The organism is Mediterraneibacter sp. 210702-DFI.3.120 (assembly GCF_020561005.1).
Taxonomy (GTDB): Bacteria; Bacillota; Clostridia; order Lachnospirales; family Lachnospiraceae; genus Mediterraneibacter; species Mediterraneibacter faecis.
The window spans coordinates 53419-77672 of sequence record NZ_JAJCNG010000014.1; the positions used below are offsets into that span (position 1 = coordinate 53419).

Here is a 24254-nt window from a genome sequence, read left to right on the forward strand (position 1 = left end):
TACAGAAAGATACTGTCTGATAAAAACAGTATCTTTTCCTTCCTTCTTTTATCTAGTTCTCATCCAGCTTCAGGACACTCATGAATGCACTCTGTGGAATCTCTACATTTCCAACCTGACGCATTCTCTTCTTTCCTTCTTTCTGCTTTTCAAGCAGTTTCTTCTTACGTGAAATATCACCGCCGTAACATTTCGCAAGAACGTCCTTACGCATTGCCTTAACTGTCTCTCTCGCAATAATCTTACTTCCGACTGCTGCCTGGATCGGAATCTCGAAAAGCTGTCTTGGAATCTCTTCTTTCAGCTTCTCGCACATCTTTCTTCCACGCTCATAAGCGCTTCCTTCGAATACAATAAAGGAAAGAGCATCCACTTCTTCTTTGTTGATCAGAATGTCAAGTTTGACAAGCTCGGAACGTACATAACCAAGCATCTCATAATCAAAAGATGCGTATCCTCTGGATCTTGATTTCAATGCATCAAAGAAATCATAAATAATCTCGTTGAGTGGCAGATGATATGTCAACACGGCTCTTGTCTCTTCAATATATTCCATTCCCTGATAGATTCCACGGCGTTCCTGACACAGATCCATGATCGCTCCGATGTACTCGGATGTCACCATGATCTCTGCCTTTACCATAGGCTCTTCCATATATTCAATCTCTGCAGGATCCGGCATGTTTGTCGGGTTTGTCAGATCGATCACATCACCGTTTGTCTTATGGATCTTGTAAATAACACTCGGTGCTGTTGTAACAAGATCAAGGTTATACTCTCTTTCCAGACGTTCCTGAATGATCTCCAGATGAAGGAGTCCTAAGAATCCACAACGGAATCCGAATCCAAGTGCTACCGATGTCTCTGCCTCAAACTGAAGCGCAGCATCATTAAGCTGCAGTTTCTCAAGTGCATCTCTCAAGTCCGGATACTTTGCTCCGTCTGCCGGATAAAGTCCGCAATATACCATCGGATTTACTTTCTTATATCCCGGAAGTGGTTCTGCACATGGATTCTCTGCATTCGTGATCGTATCTCCGACACGGGTATCCTTTACATTCTTAAGACTGGCTGTGATATATCCTACCATTCCTGCTTCAAGTGCGTCACATGGAATGAACTGTCCCGCTCCAAAAGTTCCAACTTCTACAACTTCTGCTTTCGCGCCTGTTGCCATCATAAGCATCGGTGTACCTTTTTTGACAGTGCCTTCCTTGATACGGCAGAATACAATAACTCCCTTGTAAGAATCGTACTTGGAATCAAAGATCAGTGCCTGAAGCGGTGCATCCGGATCTCCGACCGGTGACGGAATCTGCTGTACAATCTGCTCGAGAACTTCATGTACATTCAGTCCTGTCTTAGCAGAAATCAGTGGTGCATTCTCCGCATCGATTCCAATCACATCTTCTATCTCTTCTTTTACACGCTCCGGCTCTGCGCTTGGTAGATCAATCTTGTTGATAACTGGCATAACATCCAGATCATGATCCAGTGCAAGATATACATTCGCAAGCGTCTGTGCCTCAACTCCCTGTGCTGCATCAACAACAAGAATCGCTCCGTCGCAGGCTGCCAGACTTCGGGATACCTCATAGTTGAAATCGACGTGTCCAGGTGTATCAATCAAGTTGAAAATATACTCTTCTCCGTCATCTGCCTGATATACAGTACGGACTGCCTGTGCTTTGATCGTGATTCCACGCTCTCTCTCCAGATCCATGTTATCGAGAACCTGTGACTGCATTTCTCTGCTAGTCAAAAGTCCTGTCTGCTCAATGATACGATCCGCCAGTGTAGACTTACCGTGATCGATATGTGCTATAATACAAAAATTTCTAATATGACTCTGATCAATTGTTGACAATACTTCTTACCTCCATCTATCTTTCTGACTGTTTTACAATAAAAAGTTCTACCGCAAGATTGTCTGTCAGCAATCCTGTCTTTACATCCTGCTCCAACTGTGCCCCTTCTTCCATCACACGGCGCAGCTGTCCCATCTTAAACCGCTTCGCCTGTTCCATGTTCTTTCCTGCCACAAATGGATGTAAGCCTGCTTTAGACGCAATCTCTTTTCTTCCATATCCCTGATTTGCAAGTGCCTTGACATGGAAAAGCATCCTGTACTGACGCACCAGCAGAAAAAGAATACGCATCGGCGGTTCTTTTAAAGCCAGCAGTTCATAATACAGATCCAGTGCTTTCTGCTGATTTCCGGCTGCAACCGCATCTACCATCTCGAAAATATGATTCGTAATCTGCGTCACACAGACAGCATCAATATCTTCCTTCGTGATCGTATCCCTCTCCAGTGCATAACAGAATACTTTCTCCAGCTCTCCCTGGATATTTTCCATATCTGTTCCAACTTTATCCAGAAAATAAACTATCACAGACTCCGAAATCTGCTTCTGCTCTTTTCGGACCAGACCTGCAACCCAGCGTTTCAAAGTTCCTGCATCCTGCGTGGACAGCTCTGCAATATATCCTTTTGATTTCACTGCTTTATAGAGCTTATTTCTCTTATCAATCTCTTCTTCCACAAAGATAAAACAGGTTGTCTCTGGCATGTCCTTAATATAATCCGCCAGATCTGCCCCTGCCGCAGTTTTAAAAAATCCCGTATTCTCAAATACGATCAGTCTGCGCTCTGCAAAGAAAGGTAAGGTCTCTGCAAGATCGATTGCTTCTTTCACTGGCGTATTCTTCCCTTCATAATACGAATAGTTCATCGTATCACCTTCCGGAAGCATTGCCTTCACAAAACGGTTCTTATACTGTTTCTTCAGATATCCTTCTTCTCCACAGAGAAGATATACCTGCTTAAATTGTCCTGATTTTAAATCTTCATTTAAGGTCTTCATAACTATTCTATTATAAATGAATAACCAACACTTTGACAAGAGCCTTTTTATCACCTATTCCTGTTTTATAAATACTTGTGAACCTTTATTTTTCGTCCATCGCTCCTTAGTGTAATTGCACCACATTCCTGCGTGGACAATACTTCACTTCCGATTTCCCGCAGGCGTTCCAGCGTCTCCGCATGTGGATGTCCGTAGCGATTTTCTATCCCCGCTGAGATTAATGTTAATCTGGGTTTCACAATCTGAAGAAATTCTTCACTTCCCGAATTCTTCGACCCATGATGTCCTGCTTTTAAGATTGGACAGCTTTCCAATGCTCCGCTTTCCACCAGCTGTTCCTCTCCTCTTCCTTCCAAATCTCCTGTCAGAAGCATTTGAAACGCCCCATCCTTCAATTCAAGTACAACAGATGCTTCATTTCCCGCTTCCAGACGAGGCATCTCCTCTTCCTTGCCACGAATACGCTCGTTTTTCCTCGTTGTCAACGGAGCAATGCATTTTAAATACGTTCCTGCTTTTTCTCCGGCATAAATTGTCAACACTCTCGTCCCATTTTCTTTCGCTATTTCTGCAAGATGGAGTAATTTCTCATCCATATATTCTTCCGGCGGCAGAACAAGCGCATCGATTTCCACTCCCTGTTTCTGATTTTGCAGAAGTTCCTGAATTCCATTGATGTGATCCGCATCACCATGTGTCACAAAAACATACTCCAGTTTTCTGACCCCCTGCGATAATAGAAACGGCTCTATCCGGTAAGTACCGACAGAAGACAGATCACTGCTCCCTCCATCCACCAGCATTCTCTTTCCTTCCCTGTCTCTTATAAAAATACAGTCCCCCTGTCCAACATCCAGAACCGTCACCTGAAGGTTTTTTGAATCATTATTGAGTATTCCGCATCCGCAGATCGATCCTGCTATGACAATACAAACAAGAAGTGAAAATCCCGCCTGTTTTCTTCGGTTATCTGTCTTATTTTTCATTGCATGAAACAGGAAGCACAAAAACAACAGCACACCATAGTAAATAAGCACCCACCATAACTCTGGCTGTCCGGTCACGATCCTGCTGCCCGGAAGCGCTGATGTCAGCTCACATAATTTATCATAGAAGGACAACAGGCGATCACAGCTTCTGAATCCAATTTTTCCTACGGTTCCCGATAATTCTGAAAACAAAATTCCACCTATACCTGTCAACATCACAAATGGAAACAACGGAATTAAAATAACATTCAAAACGAGTGCATACGGTGGTATCTCAAAATAATAATACAGCATGATTCCCAGAAGCATTCCATTAACAGCTAAACTAATCTTAAATCCTTCCCATGCTTTCAAACGTGTTTTCTGTTCAAAAATTGGATACAATAATAAAATCCCAAGAATTGCACCAAACGAAAGTAAAAATGCTGCGTCTAACAGATACAGCGGTTGATATATGCTTAAGATAGCTGCTGTAACCGCCAGGCTTGTAGGTTGATCCACATCTCTCCCGGTAATTTCTGCCCCCATGCGGATAAAAAACATAAGAAGTGCACGAAGACTGGACACCTGTGGACCTGTCATAACCAAATAAAAAAACAAAATCCCTCCTCCGGCAATTCCGGAAAACAGAAATGAATTTCCCATTCTTCTTAATAACCGGTAAACAGACATTCCGATCAGTGACATGTGTAATCCCGAAATTGCAAGCAGATGTCCTAATCCGTTCTTCTGATACAATTTTTTCATCTCCGGATCAAGTCCGCTCTTTTCTCCCAACAAGATTGCAGAAAGCATCGCGCCATGTGTTTTTCCCATCTGGCTTACAATCTTCCAGTTCCAGTAATTTTTCAGCCGGTCCAGCTGATTCCGTATGCTATTCCATCGTGATACAATCCAGTTCTTGTCTTTTTCAGACAAAACTATCTCAACCTGTTCTGCCTTTGTTAAAACCCCAACATGGATTCCCTGTTTTTGATAATAACTTTTTTGGTTAAAATTACCCGGATTCCTTGACGGATGAAACGACTGTTTTTTCCCCCACACATTCAGCTTCTGTCCTATTTTCATTCTGATTTTTTTACCGGATTTATTATTTTTTATTGTTACAAGGATTTTCTTTTCTTTGATTATCTGATTCTTACTCTTTTGGTCTGTACAAGAAACAACCGCATCTTTCAGATAAATTGCAGTTGATTGTGATTTATTTTCAATTCTATAAACCGTGCCCTCGCAAATCACATTTTTCTCATCCGAAATCAATGTTTCTGCAAGGGACGGTTTCTGATCTTTTGTATTCTGTAAAAAACTCACTCTTACAATCTGTATGGCAAGCAGTATAAGACATACCATACAGAGCGGGCGTTTTCTCATTCTTTGTTATCTGCTGCTATCCAGTCCTGCTCTTCATTCAATGGCTGTGACAAGTCCACCTTCTCCATGTATTTTGCATTCGATTCACCATTGATCGTAATCTGTACCTGCCTTACTCCTGTTCCCTCTACAAGAGAATCCACAATAGAATAAATCGTGATCTCAGGCAGTACATCATACGCACTGATCAGAAATGTGCTGTCAAAATTCACATAACAGATTCCATCCTTTGTCGTTACACTCAACAGATTAGCCGCCGGATTGATCGTTGGATATGCCCCCTCCTCAGATGGACCTTGCATCAGCTTTTCTACAATCAGCTTTTCTTTCAAAACATTACTGCTGTAATGAACATCAACCTCTTGTTTGACCAGTTTGGATCCATTCTGATCTGCAAAATATAACTTCAATGTATCACTCTGATAAGAACTTAACGAAGAACCTGTCGTGTCAACAATATCGTCCTCATTCATCAGACCGACCTCATTTCCTTCATCGTCTTTGAGTGGTTCTCCTTCCACACGGACAGATACCGCATCAATTCCGTCAATCTGAAGCAGTGACTGCACGATTGCTGCCCGCATCAGTTTCTCATCTAAGGATTTCACTTCATAATATTCTTCGCTGAAATTAATCTCAAGGATACTGCCCTTTAAAGCACAGTCGAGCAATTTCACCTGTTCCGGAATTGCCTGTGTATATTCAATTTCATTCGTTGGTTTCTTCATCTCATCGATTACAGATTCCGCCTTTTTTATCGCAGAATTGCCGCTGATCTTAGCCGCAACCTTTACAAGTCCTGTCTTGTCTGTATTCATACAGTAAATGTAAGATTCGCCTTCCTTTACTCCATAACGATTCCCACACGCAGTTACTGCGAGAGAAAGAATCAGAATAAGCAACACTGCGATCCCTTTTCTTTTTTTCATAACTTTTCTCCTAAGAAGCTGTATAGATCAATGGAATTCTCACAGTAAATGTTGTTCCTTCGCCTTCTTCACTGAATACTTTAATCGCACCTCTATGTGCAATCACAGCATTTCGCGCAATTGCAAGTCCAAGTCCTGTTCCTCCGATCTCTCTGGAATGAGATTTATCCACACGGAAGAAACGTTCAAAAACATGCGCCTGATCCTCTTTCGGAATTCCAATTCCTGAATCTTCTACTTTTACATAGAAAAATTTGTGGTCTGCATTCAATGATACATGAACCCATCCATTATCATGATTATACTTTACTGCATTTTCTACCAGATTGGAAATCGCAAGTGACAGCTTTGTCTCATCAATCTCCGCCGTAACCGGACGAAAGCTCTCCATTACGATCTCCACATTCTTTTTCTCTGCAATTGGTTTTAATCTCTTCAAAATCTGTTCCAGAAGTTCATTGATATTAATGGATTCAATATTCAGCGTCTGCCCCTTCTTGTCCATCTTCACAAGTGATAAAAGATCTGTAATGATCTTATTCTCACGGTCAATCTCTTTTGCAATATCACCCATGAATTCCTGATACATCTCAACCGGAAGGTTCTCCTGCTCCAGAAGTGAATCGGCCAGTACTTTCATCGATGTCATCGGGGTCTTCAGTTCGTGAGATACATTGGATACAAATTCTTCCCTGGAATCATCCAAAAGCTTTAGCCTTCCCATCATCTTATTAATTGCTTCGCTGATACTTTTCGTTTCTGTAAATGTATCCACATGCAAAACATCATCGCTATACCCTGCACTTACATTCTCGATCGTAGCTGCAATCTGATGCAGCGGACGTACTACACGATCTGCTGCAAACACTGCAACAATCGTCAGAAAAATCATCACAAGACCAATAATCACGCTCCCCTGTGTATATAATACATCCAGAGAATCCTCAATACTATCAGTTGAAACACTTGCCAGCATTACACCGCGAATCTGATTCTCTCCGGGTATTGCAATCGGTGCAGTCACCTCGATATAATGATTCTTCTTATCATAATTATTCGTGCTCGTCCCCTTCATACAGCGCACTACACTTTCAGATACATCCAGCTTTCCCTCATCCAGACTGTAAGTATCTTTGACTACCCTCAGCTGATCGTCAATTACCATAACTCTTCCGTTATAAATGTTAGTCAGCTGATTCAGGCTGTCATTGACCACCTCTTGTGAAGTGTCCTCAAAATAGTGGCTCGCACTGATCTGATTCGTTAAAATTGTACATTGATTCTGAATTTCTGCTGTTCGAAGTGACACAGCACGTGACTCATAGACTTTTACGATTCCAAATAGTGCTACTACGCTGGGCACAAGCCCGGCAAGAAGCACCATAATAAAAATTCGGAATCTAAGATTGTTAAAGATCTTTTTCTTAAATGAAAATGTATTCTTACCCCTGGAAATAATAACCCACTCCCCACTTCGTATGTACGTATTTTGGTTCACTTGGATTCTGTTCTATCTTCTCTCGTAAACGACGGATATGTACATCTACAGTTCTTGCATCACCCGGATAATCATATCCCCAGATCAGATTCAGCAGATTCTCTCTGCTGTAAACCTTATTCGGATTCATTGCCAGAAGCTCAAGCACATCAAATTCCTTCGCTGTAAGATTGATCTCACGTTCTCCGATGAAAACACGGCGTCCTTCGCAATCAATCTTCATATTCCCTTTCACAAGCACCGGACTGCCGGCCGGCTCTTCCTTGCGTTTCGCTGTTCTGCGCATGATTGCCTTGATTCTTGCCTTCACTTCAAGAATATTGAACGGCTTTGTGATATAATCATCCGCACCATATTCCAGACCAAGGATCTTATCCATATCCTCACTCTTGGCAGTCAACATAACAATCGGCATATCTGAAAATTCACGAATCTGCTGACATACCTGGAAACCATCCAGTTTCGGAAGCATGACATCAAGAAGTACAAGATCATACTCACATCTTCTCGCATATTCTAATGCTTCTTCTCCATCATAAGCGCAATCCACTTCCATTCCTTCCTGTTCCAGACTGAACCGAATCCCCTTTACGATTAATTTTTCATCATCAACAACTAATATCTTCTTGCTCATACTCCTCTTTCTGGCCGTTCTTCTGCCTGCCCGCTCCTATATCGTAATATCGTCTTTTATCTTATTAAACACGCCATCCTTGATTCCCTCGATCTTCTTGAGATCCTCTATACTCTGAAAGTTTCCATGCTCCTGTCTGTATTTCAGAATACTCTCTGCCTTTGATGCTCCGATTCCACTCAAGGTCATCAATTCTTCTTTTGCGGCTGTATTTATATTAATTTTATCACTGACTGATCCACCTGCATTTCCATTCGGATCTGCCCACTGACCGGAAACAGATTGTGCTGACTCCTCTGCTTCTTCCTGCGTTGGCACATAGATCCGCTCTCCATCACTCAAAGCTTCTGCCTGATTGATCCAATCTGCAGCAGCATCTTCTGTCATTCCACCGGCCGCTTCCAATGCTTCGTAAATCCGTGCATCTGTCCTCAGTTCGTACACCCCCGGAGCATTCACAGCTCCACATACATGAACATATAACGTCTCCGGCAGTCCTTCTTCTGCATCTGTGCCACCCTGAGATCCTTTTTCTGACTCTGTTTTGGAATTTTGGGAATTCTTTCCTACATCAGATTCTCCCTCCAGTGTGAACTCTTCAAGTTCTTCCGCTGCGTCATGCTTCTCTGCACAGCCACACAATCCCATGGTCAAAAAAGCCAAAGTTAAAGTCAATACAATTCCTTTTAGCATCTGCCCTTTACGGCATCTGCATATTTTCTTCCATCCGTTCTTCATCCTATTGCCTCACTGTTCTCAGACAGTCAGACTTCCCCTTAAAACCGGACATAAATATTGTAACGAATTTTTCTCAAAAATACAATAGACAATTTAACGCTTTGTTACAGACTTGTTACAATACCCGCAAAACTTTCTATTTCCATTGGAAAAGAACAATTCCACCGGCTGCGATCAACAATCCAATCAATTTTCTCCATGAAAATGGTTCTTTTTCCATTCCGAACATTCCGGATAGTGAGATCAGATAAGCAACCGCCAGCTGGGAAACAACAATGAAAAGTGCTGATCTTGCAGGTCCCAGAGCATCCACACTTTTAATGACAGTCCATGTGATCCCTGCTCCGATCACACCTCCCAACAACATATAGCGCGGTTGGACTTCCATAAGTGCTGCAACAGAGTCTCTTCCTGTTGCCAGCCAGACAAACAGACACAAAAGAAATGCTGAAAGTTGCACCCACCCATTGCTTACCCAGATTCCTGTCGTCTTTGTCACCTGCGCGTTGAACACTCCCTGTACACTCATCAGCGCACCTGATAGCAGTGCAATCAAAAAACCGGCCATAAGCTCATACCTCCCTATAGAAATAGTATAAGCAAATGCCGGCTTTTTTATGTATAAGATTTCTTATGCAAGTGCACGTTTCAGTTTTTCGATCATCTCATCAATATGCTTTTTTTCTACGATCAGCGGTGGAACAAAACGGATCACATTTCCCTGAGCCTGAATAATCAGAAGTCCTTCTTCAATTGTCTTTTTATTTACTTCTGCAAGAGGTTTTGTAATCTCGATTCCCTGCATCAGACCTTTTCCTTTTCTTTTGACAACACAGTCCAGCTCATCCACAAGCTCATCCAGTTTTTTTGTCAGATATGGAGCAACCTGATTTACATGTCCTACAATATCTTCACGTTCAAAAATCTCGATCACTGTCTTAACAGCTGTACATGCCAGTGGATTTCCTCCATAAGTTGCGCCGTGATCTCCCGGCTGCAGAGAATATTTTGCCACTTCTTCTGTCATTGCAAATGCACCGACCGGAATTCCGTTTCCGATTGCTTTCGCCATAGTCAAAATATCCGGTTTTACACCAAATCCCTGCCATGCAAACATATTTCCGGTTCTTCCCATTCCGCACTGCACTTCATCACAGATCATCAGAATTCCATTTTCATCACAGATCTTACGGATTCCTTCCATAAATTCCTGTGTTGCAAGATTGATTCCGCCTTCGCCCTGCAGCGGTTCCAAAATAATTGCACAGGTCTTATCATTTACCAGTGCTTTCACACTGTCAAGATCATTAAACTCTGCAAATCTTACACCTGGAACAACCGGCTCAAACGGTTCACGATAAGAATCATGTCCTGTCACAGAAACTGCTCCGAAACTTCTTCCATGGAAAGAATTCTGCATCGCGATAAATTCATATCTTCCTGTCTTCTTTGTGTAAGCATATCTTCTTGCCGCTTTCAGAGCACCTTCATTTGCCTCTCCGCCGCTGTTTGTAAAGAAAACTCTGTCCATTCCGCAAATGCGGTTTAATTCTTTTGCCGCCTCTCCACAGCTCTCGTGGAAATAAAGATTTGATGTATGGTATAACTTGTCAATCTGGTCTTTTAATGCCTGATTCAGTTCTTTATTATCATATCCAAGTCCAGACACAGCAAATCCTGCTGCAAAGTCAAGATATTCTTTTCCTTCTGTATCATACAGATACATTCCTTCTCCGTGATCCAGTGCAATCGGAAATCGATTGTATACATGGATCAGATTTTCTTCTGCCGCCTGTATTTTACTGTTCACCATCATAATACCTGCTTTCTTTCTGATTTAAAATTGCTGTACCGATTCCTTTGTTTGTAAAGATTTCAAGCAACAGACAATGTGGGATTCTTCCATCCAGAATATGAACACGGGATACACCACTTTCAATCGCATCAATACAATTCTGAAGCTTTGGAAGCATTCCACCTCCAATATATCCGTCAGCAATCAATTCCTTGGCTTCTTTGACCTCCAGTTCAGAAATCAATGTAGAAGGATCTTTTGGATCTTTATAAACACCTTCAATATCTGTCAGGAATGCAAGCTTCTCAACTTTCATTGCACGGGCGATTGCGCAAGCTGCATCATCAGCATTGATATTATAAGTATTGTATTCCTCATCCATACCAACCGGGCAAATGATCGGAAGGAAATCTTTTTCCAGAAGGTCATACAAAATCTCTGCATTTACTTTCTTGACATCTCCTACGAATCCGATATCCTGTCCGTCTGAAAACTTCTTCTCAACCTGGAGAAGATTTCCATCCTTTCCACTGATTCCGATCGCACGCACGCCAAGACTCTCTACAAGCTGTACAAGACTCTTATTCACGCGTCCCAGAACCATCTCAGCAATCTCCATTGTCTCTGCATCTGTCACTCGAAGTCCGTTGATAAATTCTGCTTCTTTTCCAACTTTTCCAACCCACTTGCTGATTTCCTTACCACCGCCATGCACGATGATCGGTTTGAATCCACACAGTTTCAGAAGTGTAACATCCTCGATTACTCTGCGTTTCAGACTTTCATCCACCATGGCACTTCCACCATATTTTACTACAATGATTTTACGGTTAAAGCGCTGGATATAAGGCAGTGCCTCAATCAGCACCTGCGCTTTATCCAGATATTTCTGCATATTGCTTGTCATTTTTTCTGTCTCCCTTTTTTATCTTTTCAGCGTCTTTAAAGAAATAATAATTTCTCTATAAATCAACTTCTGTAATCCGCATTGATATCAATGTATCCATGTGTCAGGTCACAGCCCCACGCAGTAGCTTCTGCATCTCCGGCTTTTAAGTCAGCAATGGCTGTCACTTTTTCCTGTGAAAGAATCTCTGTTGCCTTTTCTTCGCTATAATCTGTTGCTGTTCCATTAGCAATGATCTGAAGCTTTCCTGCACAGCTCTCGAAGAAAAGATCTACCTGCTCCGGATCAAACTGCGCTCCGGAATATCCCATTGCACAAAGGATTCTTCCCCAGTTTGCATCGTGTCCTGCGATTGCAGCCTTTGTAAGATTCGAGCATACAACAGATTTTGCAAGAACTTTTGCCTGCTCTTTTGTCTGTGCTCCGACAACCTTTACTTCAAAAAGTGCTGTTGCACCTTCTCCGTCTCCCGCCATTGCCTTCGCAAGTGTCTCATTTACATAATGAAGAGCCTCTTTGAATGCATCGAATTCCGGTGTGCCTTCTTTGATCTTCTCATTTCCGGCCATTCCATTCGCGAGAAGAAGTGCTGTATCATTTGTTGAAGTATCTCCGTCAACAGAGATCATGTTATAAGTATCCTCAACATCACTGCTCATTGCCGCCTGAAGTGCTTTTTTGGAAATTTTTGCATCCGTTGTAATAAATGCAAGCATTGTACACATATTCGGATGAATCATTCCAGAACCTTTCGCCATTCCTCCGATCGTTACTTCTGTATCTCCTGCCATAAATGTAACCGCAACTTCTTTTTTCTTCGTATCAGTTGTCATGATTGCTTTTGCAGCTTCTGTTCCACTTGCCAGATCAGCTTTCTTTCCCTTGGCAAGTTCTGTAATTCCGGCTTTGATCTTATCGATTGGGATCTGCATTCCGATGACTCCTGTAGAACCTACAAGAACACCTTTCTCATCGATTCCAAGAACTTTTCCTGCCTCTTTTGCTGTCTCTTCACAGTATTTCATACCTTCCTCTCCGGTACACGCATTTGCAATTCCGGAGTTTACAATAACTGCCTGTGATTTCTGTTTGCTCTCTACAATCTGTCTGTCCCACTTCACCGGAGCTGCCTTTACTACATTCGTTGTAAATGTTCCGGCAACTTTACACGGTTTCTCACTGTAAATGATCGCCATATCTGTACGTCCCTGGTATTTGATTCCTGCTGCTGTTGCTGCTGCTTCAAATCCTTTTGCTGCGGTAACTCCGCCTTCGATTATCTTCATATAACTTGCTTCCTTTCTGCTTATTGTTCATTGAATGCTGTAATATTTTCTTCATTTAAAATAAAATCATAATAATTCACATCAAGTCGTTCCGTCCATCCGATTGTATTCCAAAATGCATTTCCTACATTATTCTGTGCAAATGCGATCAGGCAGACTTTATTAATTTTCTCTTCCTGAAGAGCTTTCATGCTATGCACGACCATGTCTTTTCCGATTCCATGTCTTCGATATGCCTCATCCACACATACATGATAGAGACTTCCCTGTCTTCCATCATGACCACAGAGAATACTTCCGACGATTTTTCCTTCTTTCACTGCGACAAAACTCGTTGTCGGATTACGCCGCAGAAAACGTTCGACACCTTCTTTCGAATCATCGATACTGCGGATTCCGAATCCCCGGATCTTCTTCCACAATTTATATACTTCATCATAATCCTCTATTGTCATTACACGTATCATACATACCACCTTTATCGTTACTGTTCACACGATGTGCGACCAGCAACCCTTTATCTCACTGTTGTCCTCACTATTATGTGATTTAGCAACTTTGTTGCTTCTATATTTATATATCTTATGGGAACATCGGAACGAGTTCAAGTCCTTCACTCTCCGGAAGACCAAACAGCAGATTCATATTCTGAACCGCCTGTCCTGCGGCACCTTTTACAAGGTTATCAATAGCTCCCATCATAATGATCCGTCCTGTTCTCTCATCGATCTTAAATCCAATGTCTACATAGTTGCTTCCTTCTACCCATTTGGTCTCCGGACACTGATCTTTCTCTAGAACACGAACAAATTTCTCATCTGCATAATATTTATCATAAATTGCTTTTACTTCTTCATATGTAACTTTTTTCGTAAGCTTTGCATACTCTGTCGCAAGAATTCCACGATTCATTGGAACTAAATGCGGTGTAAAGTTCAATACAACTTTCTCTCCTGCTGCATATCCGAGCTGTTCTTCAATCTCCGGTGTATGGCGATGTGTAGCTACTCCATATGCTTTGATATTTTCATTCACTTCACAGTAAAGATTCGGAAGCTTTGCTCCTCTTCCTGCTCCTGAAGTTCCAGACTTCGCATCGATGATCAGAGTGCTCATATCGATCAGTCCTTCCTTTGCAAGCGGATATGCTGTCAGGATAGAACATGTTGTATAACATCCCGGATTGGCCACGATACGTGCATCCTTCACTTTGTCCCGATTGATCTCGCACAATCCATAGACAGCTTCATCAATATACTGCGGTGCTTTGTGTTCGATTTTATACCACTCTTCGTAAACCTTCACATCTTTCAGACGGAAATCTGCACTGAGATCAATGATCTTTGTCTTTGAAAGGATTTCTTCATTGATCAGAGATGCACACAGTCCCTGCGGAGTTGCTGTGAAGATCACATCTACCTGCTCGGCAAGCTCATCCATGTTATCATCCATGCATTTTGCATCTACAATCTGAAACATGTTTCTATATACATCTGCATATTTCTGATCCACATAACTTCTGGATCCGTACCAGACAACCTCTGCATCTTTATGTCCCATCAATATTCTTACGAGCTCGCCGCCTGCATAACCGGTTGCTCCAATAATTCCGACCTTAATCATCGTTCTCAAGTCCTTTCTTTTACCATTTCCATGGGAGCCAATAGAAGTTCCCTGGGAATTGCATATTTACTGTACTGTGGTAACGTGTTACCGCAATCATTTCTCCTTATAATATACCACTTTAATCGGGATGTAAAGTATTTCCTGAAATTGAATGTATAAAAATACACTTTCCCTGCTTTACTTGCATAATAATACATCTTCCATGTATAATATGCAAGCGTTTTTTCAAAAAAGTTTGTAGATAGTATTTTCCTACTATATAAAGATATATAAAAAAGGCGATGATATTGGCCTAAATATTTTTTTGATTTTCTTCTTATTTCATTCTTTTCATCATATCTTGTATATTTCTTCTTATAGTCTATTGTTTTATGCATTCTTTTTGTTTATTATGTGTGTCTTTATGCATTTTATTCATTTTTTTAAAATAATACTTGCATAATTATAAAATGTGGTGTATAGTATGTTTTAGCTTGTTAAAGCAGAAATCTTTAGAACTCAAGAAACTGAGAAAACAGAAATTGATAAAATACATTCAGGAGGCAATAAAATGAGTAAAGAAAAAGTTGTATTAGCATATTCAGGTGGTCTTGATACTACAGCAATTATCCCGTGGCTGAAAGAAACATTTAACTATGACGTTATCTGCTGTTGCATCGATTGTGGACAGGGCGAAGAACTGGACGGACTGGATGAAAGAGCAAAACTTTCCGGAGCTTCTAAATTATATATTGAAAATATCATTGATGAATTCTGTGATGACTTCATCGTTCCTTGCGTAAAAGCCGGAGCTGTTTATGAGAACAAATACCTTCTCGGAACTTCCATGGCTCGTCCGGCAATCGCTAAAAAACTGGTTGAGATTGCACGTAAAGAAGGCGCTGTTGCTATCTGCCACGGTGCAACAGGAAAAGGAAATGACCAGATCCGTTTCGAGCTTGGTATCAAAGCTCTTGCTCCGGACATCAAGATCATCGCTCCATGGCGTATGACAGATGTATGGACAATGCAGTCCCGTGAAGACGAGATCGATTACTGTAAAGCTCATGGAATTGATCTTCCATTTGACGCAAAGCACAGCTACAGCCGTGACCGTAACCTGTGGCACATCAGCCATGAAGGACTTGAACTTGAGAATCCGGCAAATGAACCAAACTACGATGATCTTCTCGTACTGAGCACAACACCAGAGAAAGCACCAGACAAAGATGAATACGTTACAATGACATTTGAAGCAGGTGTTCCAAAGAGCGTAAACGGAAAAGAGATGAAAGTTTCTGAAATCATCACAGAGCTGAACCGTCTCGGAGGAAAACATGGAATCGGAATCGTTGATATCGTTGAGAACCGTGTTGTTGGAATGAAATCACGTGGTGTTTACGAGACTCCTGGTGGAACAATCCTTATGGAAGCACATGACCAGCTTGAAGAGCTCGTTCTCGACCGTGCTACATATGAAGTTAAGAAAGATCTTGGAAATAAATTTGCTCAGATCGTATACGAAGGAAAATGGTATACACCACTTCGTGAAGCAATCCAGGCATTTGTTGATGTTACACAGCAGTATGTAACAGGAGAAGTTAAGTTCCGTCTCTATAAAGGAAATATCATCCGTGCCGGAGAGACATCTCCATACTCACTGTACAGCGAATCCCTTGCAAGCTTCACAACAGGAGATCTGTATGATCACCATGACGCTGACGGATTCATCAACCTGTTCGGACTTCCTCTGAAAGTTCGTGCTATGAAAATGCAGGAAGTAGAATCACAGAAGAAGTAAGAGGAATTTGTTGAACTTGGATTCAAGCAATTAATATGAAACATAAGAGCCAGAACAGTTACCGTGTGTGGTGCCTGTTCTGGCTCTTACTTTAATTATCTCTCACCCCAAAGTTCGTCGGCTTTTGTTTTCCACTCTTTGGCGTAATGTTCGCATTTTCCGCAAAGGTGTTCTACAGTTTCCGGGGACTGAAGGTCTGTTGATTTTGCGCCGGTTTCGTGTACCATCTGCTGCAGTTTTTCCGGATTTTCAAGCATTGGGCACGGGCGCAGATGATTGTTGTTAAATGGCTGATTGTTATGGTAAGCCATAAACAGTGGCTGGCGTAATGCATCAAGAACACTTACTTCTTTAATATTTGCGCTTGAATAATGAACAAATACACATGGTTCTGCATCTCCATTTGCATTAATATGGAAGTAATTTCTTCCACCGGCAATACATCCTCCTACAAACTCTCCATCATTCTGGAAATCGAATGCAAAGAGCTGTTTTCCACCTGTCAATCCACGGATCTCACGGATGCGGTGATACATGTATTCTCTCTGCTCTTTTGTTGGAAGCAGATCCAGTGCTGCATCATTTCCAACCGGCATGTAGTGGAAATACCATGCATAACGACATCCTTTTTCAATGATCATATCAAGGAATTTGTCGGATGTTACTGTATCAATATTAGCGCGTGTATAGCAGATTGATGTTCCAAAGATCAATCCGTATGTTTTCAAAAGATCCATTGCATGCATAACCTTCTGATAAACGCCTTTTCCACGGCGGCCGTCGTTAACTTCCTCATATCCTTCCAAACTGATGGACAAGGACAGATTGCCTACACGCTGCATCTCCTGGCAGAACTCTTCATCTACAAGTGTTCCGTTTGTAAATGCGTGGAATACGCAGTCGTTGTGTTTCTCGCACAAACGGATGACATCTTTCTTTCTCACGAGAGGCTCTCCGCCTGTCAGCATATAAAGATAAATTCCAAGTTCTTTTCCCTGTGTGATCACACGATCCATATCTTCAAAGGAAAGGTTCAGAAGGTGTCCGTACTCTGCGGCCCAGCATCCGGTACATTTCAGATTACATGCGCTGGTTGGATCCATCAGGATCAGCCATGGAATATTACACTGATATTTTTCACGTGACTCATGCATTAACTTTGTTCCGTAAAGCATTGCATCAAATCCAAGATTCAATGCTGTTGTCTTAAGGACATGCGGATCCACTTCATCAAAAAGTCTGTTCAAATACTGAACCCATTTATTGTCCGGATCCTGAATCATCTTTCTTGCAGCTTCATAAGACCCTGGCTGGAAACGATCTTTTGCAAAATTTTCTGTAAGATCTACAAGCTTAAGAAGTGCTTTCGTTCTATCATCTGTCTTGTTCATATATTTAAGTACTTTATCTGCTGCCAAACTAAATGCTGCTCTTTCTGCCTGAAATTTTAATCCTGCCATTTTTTTCACCTTTTCCTTACTTTTCAAGGAACCTTTCTTAAGTATAAACTATTATCTCATAATCTAGCATTTTCCTTTTTTTCATGTAAGATTCAGTTTTTTCCAAATGTGCTGTAGTTTGAACATTTTCTTTTTGTTGTTCTTTTTTGGCTACAAATTGTGTGAAATGTATCCGAAATATCAAGAAATTTCAACACTATGTTCTTGAAAAGTCATGTTAAAGAATTGTCAATCTTAGAAACTTTTTTAATCACATTCTCTTTTTTATGGTATAATATTTCCATTGTAGAAAGGATTTGAACAAATGACAGAAGTGAAAAAAGAACTGACAAAAAATTTGCTGGCACTCTCTTTCAAAGAACTTATTATGAAGATGCCTTTTGAAAAGATTACAGTTAAGATGATCACCGACGGAGCTGATGTGATCCGTCCAACTTTTTATAAACATTTTCAGGACAAATACGAAATCATCGAATATATCCTCAAAAAAGAAATCAAAGATAAAATCCGGGTACTGATTGAAAATGACATGGAAGACGATCTTCTCCGTCTTCTTTTCACCTGTCTTTCTAAAGACAAAGAATTTTATAAGAGACTTTATTTGATCGAAGGTCCTAACTCCTTCGATCATCTGATGTTCCAATTTATTTATGATACATTGCTTACATTATTAAACAAATATCCATTGAAATCACCTGCGAAGCTCCAGATACTCAGTCGCGAGACAATTGCGCGATTTTATACCTTTGGGCTCGCAGATTCTGTAAAATATGCGATCATACATGATATCACATATACCCCGGAAGAGATTGCAGCTGCTTATGATTATCTGATTCATAACTCCGCATTTGATCTTATGGAACATCCAAGGATCTGATGATACATAGAGGACTTAGGAACAATTTTTAGACATATTACCGCAATCTTCCATTTACCCCTAATTTCACCATAAGAGCTTCTTGAAGAATCTGAGAGAAGTTAAGATTCTCTCGAACAGCCGCTTCATTTAACCATTCTGGAATACTGAGCGTCTTTTTTACAGCCTTTGATCTGTGCTTTCTCCGATACTCTGCCATATCAAATTCTATAATTACCAGAATCCCATCTTCAGGATCCACCGTTTCAAATTCTGATGCTTTTGGGATATCAGTTCCTTCATCTTCTATACTGGACAATGACAAACCTAATGCATCTATCGCCATTTCATATGCTTCATCCATGCTATCGCCCTGTGTCATGCATTCAGGAAAATCGGGAAAGCTAACCCAGAAACCGCCTTCTTCTGCTTTATGAAAAACAGCTGGATAAAATAATCTATTCTTCATCAAATAACCTCTCTTTCAAGCGACAGGACTATCTAAGCCCTGCCTGTTTAAGTATTGCCTGCTCCAATCCTTTTTTCAAGTCCTTGGAGTGATAAGGAACAATTACTGTCTTATCAGTTTTCAGATTCTTCATTTTTACATGCGAACCATTCTGACTGATTACTTCAAATCCATTTTCTTTCAGGAGTTTTAGCATCTCCTTCGAGCTCATTGGCATCTTTTGTGTCTCCTTTCCTTATCATATTTATATATTACTACGTAAAAATACGTGCGTCAACGTATTTTTACGTATCAAAATTATATTAAGAACTATGAAATCATAAAATCCAACAACAAAAAATAACGCAGACAATATCTCTATCATCTGCGCCATTTCTCATTATTTTGAATTATTTCATTACAATATTGATAATCTTCTTCGGAACATAGATCTCCTTGATCACATTTCCTGTCAGCTTATCAGCGATTGCCTCTTTACCTGCTGCGATTGCATCATCTTTGGAGATATCTGCCGGGATCTCGATTACAGCCTTTGTCTTACCGTTGATCTGAACCGGAATCTTGATCTCATCATCTTTCATCTCGTTCTCATCATATTTTGGCCATCCTGCATTGAAGATTGTCTCTTCATGTCCAAGCTGCTCCCACATCTCTTCTGCAAAGTGCGGTGCAAATGGAGAAAGAAGTACTGCGATTGTCTCGAGTGTCTCTTTGTCGATTCCGCCCTCTTTCTTTGCAATTTCCATGAACTTGTTATTGTACTCCATGAATCCGGAGATAACTGTATTCAGGCTGAAGCTTTCAAGTCTTGTTGTGATGTCATAAACCATTCTGTGACGAAGTTTAATCATCTCTTTTGTAGGCTGAACATCCTTCTCCTTGCTTTCCATAAGGATATTCCAAAGACGTTTCAGGAAACGGTTTACGCCGTCAATTCCACGGTCATCCCACTCTGCATCCAGCTCCGGTGGTCCTACGAAGAGTTCATACATTCTCAGAGAGTCACATCCGTAATCACGTACGAGGTCATCCGGTGATACAACATTTCCTTTGGACTTACTCATCTTAATTCCGTTTTTACCTGTGATCATACCCTGATTGAACAGTTTGTGGAATGGCTCATCAAAGTCGATTGCCCCGATATCGCACAGGAATTTTGTATAGAATCTGGAGTACAGAAGGTGAAGTACAGCATGTTCTACACCACCGATGTACATATCTACCGGAAGCATCTCGTCTGCTTTTTCTCTGGAAACAAGTGCTTCTGAATTGTGGTTATCTACATAACGCAGGAAATACCAGGAGGATCCTGCCCACTGTGGCATTGTGTTAGTCTCTCTCTTGGAATCACTTCCACAAACCGGACACTTGCAGTTTACCCACTCATCGATTGCAGCAAGTGGTGACTCACCTGTTCCTGTTGGCTCGTAGGAATCTACCTCTGGCAGACGAAGTGGAAGTTCTTCTTCCGGTACCGGAACATTTCCACACTTCGGACAGTGAATGATCGGGATTGGCTCTCCCCAGTAACGCTGACGGGAGAATACCCAGTCACGCAGCTTGTAGTTTACTGTTGCGCGTCCGATTCCCATCTCTTCGATCATATGTGGAGCTTCTTTCTTAAGCACAGAAGACTCCATACCGTTCCACTCACCGGAGTTGATCATTGTTCCGACTGCATCTGTATATGCCTCAGTCATATTCTCGATCTCTTCTCCGTCTTTTGCGATAACCTGAATGATCGGAATATTGAATTTTGTTGCGAACTCGAAGTCACGGTCGTCATGTGCAGGTACACACATGATTGCTCCTGTACCGTAGTCAGCCAGTACATAATCAGACAGCCAGATCGGTGTCTTTGCTCCATTCAGTGGGTTGATCGCATAGCTTCCTGTGAAAACTCCTGTCTTCTCTTTGTCCTGCATACGGTCAACATTGGACTTCATAGATGCATCATAAATATATTTCTCTACTGCATCTCTTGTCTCATCTGTTGCGAGAGATGCTGCCAGTTCGTGCTCAGGAGCAAGTACCATAAATGTAGCTCCGTGGAGTGTATCCGGTCTTGTTGTATAAACAGTGATCTTCTCATCTCTTCCTTCTACCGGGAAGTCAACTTCTGCACCGTAAGATTTTCCGATCCAGTCAGCCTGCATCTTCTTAACTTTCTCCGGCCAGTCAAGTTTATCAAGGTCATTCAACAGACGATCTGCATATTTTGTAATACGAAGCATCCACTGACGAAGGTTCTTCTTTGTAACCTCTGCACCACAACGCTCACATTTACCATTCACAACCTCTTCGTTCGCAAGACCTGTCTTACAGGACGGGCACCAGTTGATCGGGAACTCTTTTTCATAAGCAAGACCTTCCTTGAACATCTTAACAAAGATCCACTGTGTCCACTTGTAGAACTCAGGATCTGTTGTATTCACTTCCATATCCCAGTCATACAGTGCTGCGATATCATTGATCTGTCTCTTAATGTTCGTGATGTTCGCCTCTGTTGATTTTGCCGGGTGAACGCCCATCTTGATCGCATAGTTCTCAGCCGGAAGACCGAATGCATCCCATCCCATTGGATGAACGATGTAGTATCCCTGCTGTAATTTATAACGGCTCCATACATCAGAGATTACATATCCTCTCCAATGTCCTACATGAAGACCATTTCCTGATGGATACGGGAACATATCCAGGCAGTAATATTTCGGTTTCTTGTTTCCGTCTTTTCCGTTTCTTGGATTGACCGGTGTCTCTTCCCATTTCTCACGCCATTTTTTCTCAATGGCTTTGTGATTGTAAACAATCTTTGTACCCATGTACTTAATTCCTCTCTTTCATCAATATAAAGAAAAGCCTCTTCTTCTCATATATCCAAGAGACGAAAAGGCTTTAATTCCGTGGTACCACTCTTATTCATCTGACACAAAGTCAAATGCACTCATTCATTCTATAACGGGAACTCCCGCCTCCGGCTAATCAATATAATATCTTTTCACCGAAAGAACTCCGAGGTCAGTTCAAAGTCTGTGCTGCTGTCTCACACCTGCCGACAGCTCTCTGAAAGGCATCTTTTCCTTCTACTACTCCTCATCTGCGTTTTTACAATATACCTATTCATTATAAAAACTATGCGAATATAAGTCAAGGCTTTTTTCCGCTTAAAGTCCTCTTTTTATTGCCGGTTTCCATTCTACAACCTTGTCTTGTTCCAGTGATTTCTTCACATCGATCAAACGCTGATTTTCCGAACCTCTGAACAACAATGTAATATTTTTCTTATCTTCCTCAAATCTTCCATCCACAAGTACGTCCAGCATAGAAAGCATCTCATCCGTATACTCACATCTCGCCCTGCTTTCTTTCTTCAGTTCCTCATCGAACAAATAACCGCTGTAACACCAGATATTCTTCTCCGGATAACGTTCCTTCACTTTTCTTAAAAGCTTCACAAGCACTTCCTGATTCTCCGGTTCGAATGGTTCGCCACCAAGCAATGACAGTCCATCAATATAATTCGGCTTCAACGCTTCCAGAATCTCTTCTTCTGTTTCTTTCGTAAATTTCTTTCCATAATTAAAATCCCATGTCATACTGTTAAAACATCCCTTACAATGATGCCTGCAGCCTGACACGAAAAGGGCAACACGAACACCCTCTCCATTTGCAATATCACATTTTTTGATTTCTCCGTAGTTCACTTTGAATCCTCTTTTCCACTTATTCCAAAATACATTTTGTATCATAGCATTGATTGGAATTTTCTTTCCATTTATCCCTATCATACCATATCTTTTCATCTTTTGCTATCTTAAGTGATGCTGCTTAGAAGTAACAGTTCATTATCGAAAAGCATTGAATATTGTACATAAATATGTTATCCTGTTTCAAAGCATATTTTCTAAAACATCTAAATTCATATAAAAGGTTTCATTACAGGTAGAATACACCTGTCAAATCAGAAAATTCATGCTTTTAAAATCCATTATTTAAAGCAGAGGTTTTCTGATGAAGGGATAACTTCTGTGAAAAATCACATAAGGAGGTCTCTTAGATGAAACAAAAGAGAAAGCAATTGCCGGAAGAACAGCAACCGGCAGATGAAAAGCTGCTTCAGTGGCATCCTGCATTTTATGCAGACTTGCAGATTGAATTCAGAGAAGAAAAAGAAAAATTAAAATTTGAACGGGAGTATCTATTAAGTTCAAAGCCAATGGCAATTGATGTGTTGATCATTAAAAAGAAGGATGCGGAACCTATCCATAAAAATATTGGGAAAATATTCCGTAAGTATAATATCATCGAATATAAATCACCATCCGATTCCCTTTCCGTGGACGATTTCTATAAGGTATATGGATATACAAATTTTTATAAAGCAGATACAGGGAAGGTAAATGAAATTCCGATTCAGGAGCTGACGATCACCTTAGTATCAAAACGATATCCAAGAGAACTGATCCGACATTTGAAAGAAGTACGCCACTACACTATTGATAATCCGGAAGAAGGGATTTATTATGTAATTGGAGATATCTTACCGATTCAGATTCTTGTAACAAATCGATTATCGCCGGAGAAAAATCTTTGGTTATATAGTTTGACAGATACACTGGAAGACATGTCTGTTACCAGACAGCTTTTAGAGGATTATAAAAAGAACAAAGAGAATCAGCTGTATCAGGCTGTTATGGAGATCATAGTAAAAGCAAACGAGAATCGGCTAAAGGAGGGGAAACGAGATATGTGTAATGCGTTATTAGAATTAATGAAAGATGAATTAGATGAAAAAAGAGAAGAAGGGATAAAAGAGGGCATAAAAGAAGGGGAATCTCTTGGAGAAAACAGGATCAATCAACTGATTTTGAAATTGTCCGAACTTAACAGAACTGATGAGATTCTCAAAGCAGCTGCAGACCGAGAATATCAGAAAAAATTATTGAAGGAGTTTGGGCTTTAAAAAAGTCCAAACTCTAGGGATGGCACTCATTGACTTGCTGAAACTTTACATCCGTATCATCATATTATGTTTGTTTAAAAAGA

General features: G+C 41.0%; 22 protein-coding genes and 1 other annotated feature. Of the genes, 3 read left to right on the plus strand and 19 right to left on the minus strand.

Features of this window, described 5'->3' with window-relative positions:
* Positions 1-52: 52 nt before the first annotated feature.
* The 14 genes from lepA to LI162_RS09090 all read right to left on the minus strand — a co-directional run bounded on the left by lepA (position 53) and on the right by LI162_RS09090 (position 15020).
* On the minus strand, positions 53-1867 hold the full coding sequence (lepA, locus tag LI162_RS09025) for a translation elongation factor 4 (protein WP_020435708.1): 1815 nt from the start codon (positions 1865-1867) through the stop codon (positions 53-55).
* Positions 1868-1883: 16 nt separating this feature from the next.
* The gene (gene holA, locus LI162_RS09030; RefSeq protein WP_015529690.1) at positions 1884-2867 is read right to left on the minus strand and encodes a DNA polymerase III subunit delta; all 984 of its coding nucleotides are present in this window, start codon (positions 2865-2867) and stop codon (positions 1884-1886) included.
* 65 nt (positions 2868-2932) lie between these two features.
* Positions 2933-5230 carry a DNA internalization-related competence protein ComEC/Rec2 gene (locus LI162_RS09035; protein ID WP_227156340.1) on the minus strand — a complete coding sequence of 766 codons (2298 nt, stop codon included), beginning with the start codon at positions 5228-5230 and terminating at the stop codon, positions 2933-2935.
* Positions 5227-6159 (minus strand): GerMN domain-containing protein, encoded by a 933-nt coding sequence (locus LI162_RS09040; RefSeq protein ID WP_055156723.1) that lies wholly within the window; start codon positions 6157-6159, stop codon positions 5227-5229. The genes LI162_RS09035 and LI162_RS09040 overlap by 4 nt, the downstream gene beginning before the upstream one ends.
* Before the next feature lie 10 nt (positions 6160-6169).
* Positions 6170-7543 (minus strand): sensor histidine kinase, encoded by a 1374-nt coding sequence (locus LI162_RS09045; RefSeq protein ID WP_020435712.1) that lies wholly within the window; start codon positions 7541-7543, stop codon positions 6170-6172.
* A 58-nt stretch (positions 7544-7601) separates the two neighbouring features.
* On the minus strand, positions 7602-8291 hold the full coding sequence (locus LI162_RS09050) for a response regulator transcription factor (protein ID WP_015529686.1): 690 nt from the start codon (positions 8289-8291) through the stop codon (positions 7602-7604).
* A gap of 36 nt (positions 8292-8327) precedes the next feature.
* Positions 8328-9029, minus strand: a complete 702-nt coding sequence (locus LI162_RS09055) for a helix-hairpin-helix domain-containing protein (protein WP_020435713.1) — start codon at positions 9027-9029, stop codon at positions 8328-8330.
* Positions 9030-9165: 136 nt separating this feature from the next.
* Positions 9166-9597 carry a DMT family transporter gene (locus tag LI162_RS09060; RefSeq protein ID WP_015529684.1) on the minus strand — a complete coding sequence of 144 codons (432 nt, stop codon included), beginning with the start codon at positions 9595-9597 and terminating at the stop codon, positions 9166-9168.
* A gap of 63 nt (positions 9598-9660) precedes the next feature.
* Positions 9661-10842, minus strand: a complete 1182-nt coding sequence (locus LI162_RS09065; RefSeq protein ID WP_020435714.1) for an aspartate aminotransferase family protein — start codon at positions 10840-10842, stop codon at positions 9661-9663.
* The gene (gene argB, locus LI162_RS09070; protein WP_020435715.1) at positions 10829-11731 is read right to left on the minus strand and encodes an acetylglutamate kinase; all 903 of its coding nucleotides are present in this window, start codon (positions 11729-11731) and stop codon (positions 10829-10831) included. The genes LI162_RS09065 and argB overlap by 14 nt, the downstream gene beginning before the upstream one ends.
* Positions 11732-11793: 62 nt before the next feature.
* Positions 11794-13017: a bifunctional glutamate N-acetyltransferase/amino-acid acetyltransferase ArgJ gene (gene argJ, locus LI162_RS09075; protein ID WP_015529681.1), complete on the minus strand. Its 1224-nt coding sequence runs from the start codon at positions 13015-13017 to the stop codon at positions 11794-11796.
* A 20-nt stretch (positions 13018-13037) separates the two neighbouring features.
* Positions 13038-13484 carry a GNAT family N-acetyltransferase gene (locus LI162_RS09080; RefSeq protein ID WP_020435716.1) on the minus strand — a complete coding sequence of 149 codons (447 nt, stop codon included), beginning with the start codon at positions 13482-13484 and terminating at the stop codon, positions 13038-13040.
* A gap of 115 nt (positions 13485-13599) precedes the next feature.
* Complete coding sequence (gene argC, locus LI162_RS09085) at positions 13600-14640, minus strand: N-acetyl-gamma-glutamyl-phosphate reductase (protein WP_020435717.1); 1041 nt, start codon at positions 14638-14640, stop codon at positions 13600-13602.
* A 5-nt stretch (positions 14641-14645) separates the two neighbouring features.
* Entirely contained in the window at positions 14646-15020 is a 375-nt protein-coding gene (locus LI162_RS09090) for a hypothetical protein (RefSeq protein WP_227156342.1), read from the minus strand.
* 173 nt (positions 15021-15193) lie between these two features.
* On the opposite strand from LI162_RS09090, the gene LI162_RS09095 reads away from it, so the two are divergent.
* The gene (locus LI162_RS09095) at positions 15194-16423 is read left to right on the plus strand and encodes an argininosuccinate synthase (protein WP_015529678.1); all 1230 of its coding nucleotides are present in this window, start codon (positions 15194-15196) and stop codon (positions 16421-16423) included.
* Positions 16424-16518: 95 nt separating this feature from the next.
* Here LI162_RS09095 and LI162_RS09100 read toward each other — a convergent pair whose 3' ends face one another.
* Positions 16519-17883 (minus strand): radical SAM protein, encoded by a 1365-nt coding sequence (locus LI162_RS09100; protein WP_020435718.1) that lies wholly within the window; start codon positions 17881-17883, stop codon positions 16519-16521.
* Between the two features lie 304 nt (positions 17884-18187).
* Between LI162_RS09100 and LI162_RS09105 the strand changes: the two genes are divergently transcribed.
* A complete protein-coding gene (locus tag LI162_RS09105) occupies positions 18188-18760 on the plus strand; it encodes a TetR/AcrR family transcriptional regulator C-terminal domain-containing protein (RefSeq protein ID WP_020435719.1) in 573 nt (190 codons plus the stop codon).
* 37 nt (positions 18761-18797) lie between these two features.
* Here the strand turns inward: LI162_RS09105 and LI162_RS09110 are convergent, their stop codons facing one another.
* From LI162_RS09110 to nrdG, 4 genes are all read right to left on the minus strand, one after another.
* Complete coding sequence (locus tag LI162_RS09110; protein WP_020435720.1) at positions 18798-19208, minus strand: type II toxin-antitoxin system HicB family antitoxin; 411 nt, start codon at positions 19206-19208, stop codon at positions 18798-18800.
* 28 nt (positions 19209-19236) lie between these two features.
* Positions 19237-19425 carry a type II toxin-antitoxin system HicA family toxin gene (locus LI162_RS09115; RefSeq protein WP_020435721.1) on the minus strand — a complete coding sequence of 63 codons (189 nt, stop codon included), beginning with the start codon at positions 19423-19425 and terminating at the stop codon, positions 19237-19239.
* A gap of 172 nt (positions 19426-19597) precedes the next feature.
* Complete coding sequence (gene leuS / locus LI162_RS09120) at positions 19598-22030, minus strand: leucine--tRNA ligase (RefSeq protein WP_015529674.1); 2433 nt, start codon at positions 22028-22030, stop codon at positions 19598-19600.
* A gap of 55 nt (positions 22031-22085) precedes the next feature.
* Positions 22086-22317: a binding site (T-box leader), on the minus strand.
* 55 nt (positions 22318-22372) lie between these two features.
* The gene (nrdG, locus tag LI162_RS09125) at positions 22373-22912 is read right to left on the minus strand and encodes an anaerobic ribonucleoside-triphosphate reductase activating protein (protein ID WP_020435722.1); all 540 of its coding nucleotides are present in this window, start codon (positions 22910-22912) and stop codon (positions 22373-22375) included.
* 353 nt (positions 22913-23265) lie between these two features.
* On the opposite strand from nrdG, the gene LI162_RS09130 reads away from it, so the two are divergent.
* The gene (locus LI162_RS09130; protein ID WP_055156735.1) at positions 23266-24171 is read left to right on the plus strand and encodes a hypothetical protein; all 906 of its coding nucleotides are present in this window, start codon (positions 23266-23268) and stop codon (positions 24169-24171) included.
* The last annotated feature ends 83 nt before the right edge of the window (positions 24172-24254 follow it).

Bases quoted from the DNA above. Each gene is read 5' to 3' on its own strand.
- holA (WP_015529690.1), bottom strand. From the start codon at position 2,867: ATGAAGACCTTAAATGAAGATTTAAAATCAGGACAATTTAAGCAGGTA.
- LI162_RS09035 (WP_227156340.1), bottom strand. From the start codon at position 5,230: ATGAGAAAACGCCCGCTCTGTATGGTATGTCTTATACTGCTTGCCATA.
- LI162_RS09040 (WP_055156723.1), bottom strand. From the start codon at position 6,159: ATGAAAAAAAGAAAAGGGATCGCAGTGTTGCTTATTCTGATTCTTTCT.
- LI162_RS09045 (WP_020435712.1), bottom strand. From the start codon at position 7,543: ATGGTGCTTCTTGCCGGGCTTGTGCCCAGCGTAGTAGCACTATTTGGA.
- LI162_RS09050 (WP_015529686.1), bottom strand. From the start codon at position 8,291: ATGAGCAAGAAGATATTAGTTGTTGATGATGAAAAATTAATCGTAAAG.
- LI162_RS09055 (WP_020435713.1), bottom strand. From the start codon at position 9,029: ATGAAGAACGGATGGAAGAAAATATGCAGATGCCGTAAAGGGCAGATG.
- LI162_RS09060 (WP_015529684.1), bottom strand. From the start codon at position 9,597: ATGGCCGGTTTTTTGATTGCACTGCTATCAGGTGCGCTGATGAGTGTA.
- LI162_RS09065 (WP_020435714.1), bottom strand. From the start codon at position 10,842: ATGGTGAACAGTAAAATACAGGCGGCAGAAGAAAATCTGATCCATGTA.
- argB (WP_020435715.1), bottom strand. From the start codon at position 11,731: ATGACAAGCAATATGCAGAAATATCTGGATAAAGCGCAGGTGCTGATT.
- argJ (WP_015529681.1), bottom strand. From the start codon at position 13,017: ATGAAGATAATCGAAGGCGGAGTTACCGCAGCAAAAGGATTTGAAGCA.
- LI162_RS09080 (WP_020435716.1), bottom strand. From the start codon at position 13,484: ATGATACGTGTAATGACAATAGAGGATTATGATGAAGTATATAAATTG.
- argC (WP_020435717.1), bottom strand. From the start codon at position 14,640: ATGATTAAGGTCGGAATTATTGGAGCAACCGGTTATGCAGGCGGCGAG.
- LI162_RS09090 (WP_227156342.1), bottom strand. From the start codon at position 15,020: ATGCATAAAACAATAGACTATAAGAAGAAATATACAAGATATGATGAA.
- LI162_RS09095 (WP_015529678.1), top strand. From the start codon at position 15,194: ATGAGTAAAGAAAAAGTTGTATTAGCATATTCAGGTGGTCTTGATACT.
- LI162_RS09100 (WP_020435718.1), bottom strand. From the start codon at position 17,883: ATGGCAGGATTAAAATTTCAGGCAGAAAGAGCAGCATTTAGTTTGGCA.
- LI162_RS09105 (WP_020435719.1), top strand. From the start codon at position 18,188: ATGACAGAAGTGAAAAAAGAACTGACAAAAAATTTGCTGGCACTCTCT.
- LI162_RS09110 (WP_020435720.1), bottom strand. From the start codon at position 19,208: ATGAAGAATAGATTATTTTATCCAGCTGTTTTTCATAAAGCAGAAGAA.
- LI162_RS09115 (WP_020435721.1), bottom strand. From the start codon at position 19,425: ATGCCAATGAGCTCGAAGGAGATGCTAAAACTCCTGAAAGAAAATGGA.
- leuS (WP_015529674.1), bottom strand. From the start codon at position 22,030: ATGGGTACAAAGATTGTTTACAATCACAAAGCCATTGAGAAAAAATGG.
- LI162_RS09130 (WP_055156735.1), top strand. From the start codon at position 23,266: ATGAAACAAAAGAGAAAGCAATTGCCGGAAGAACAGCAACCGGCAGAT.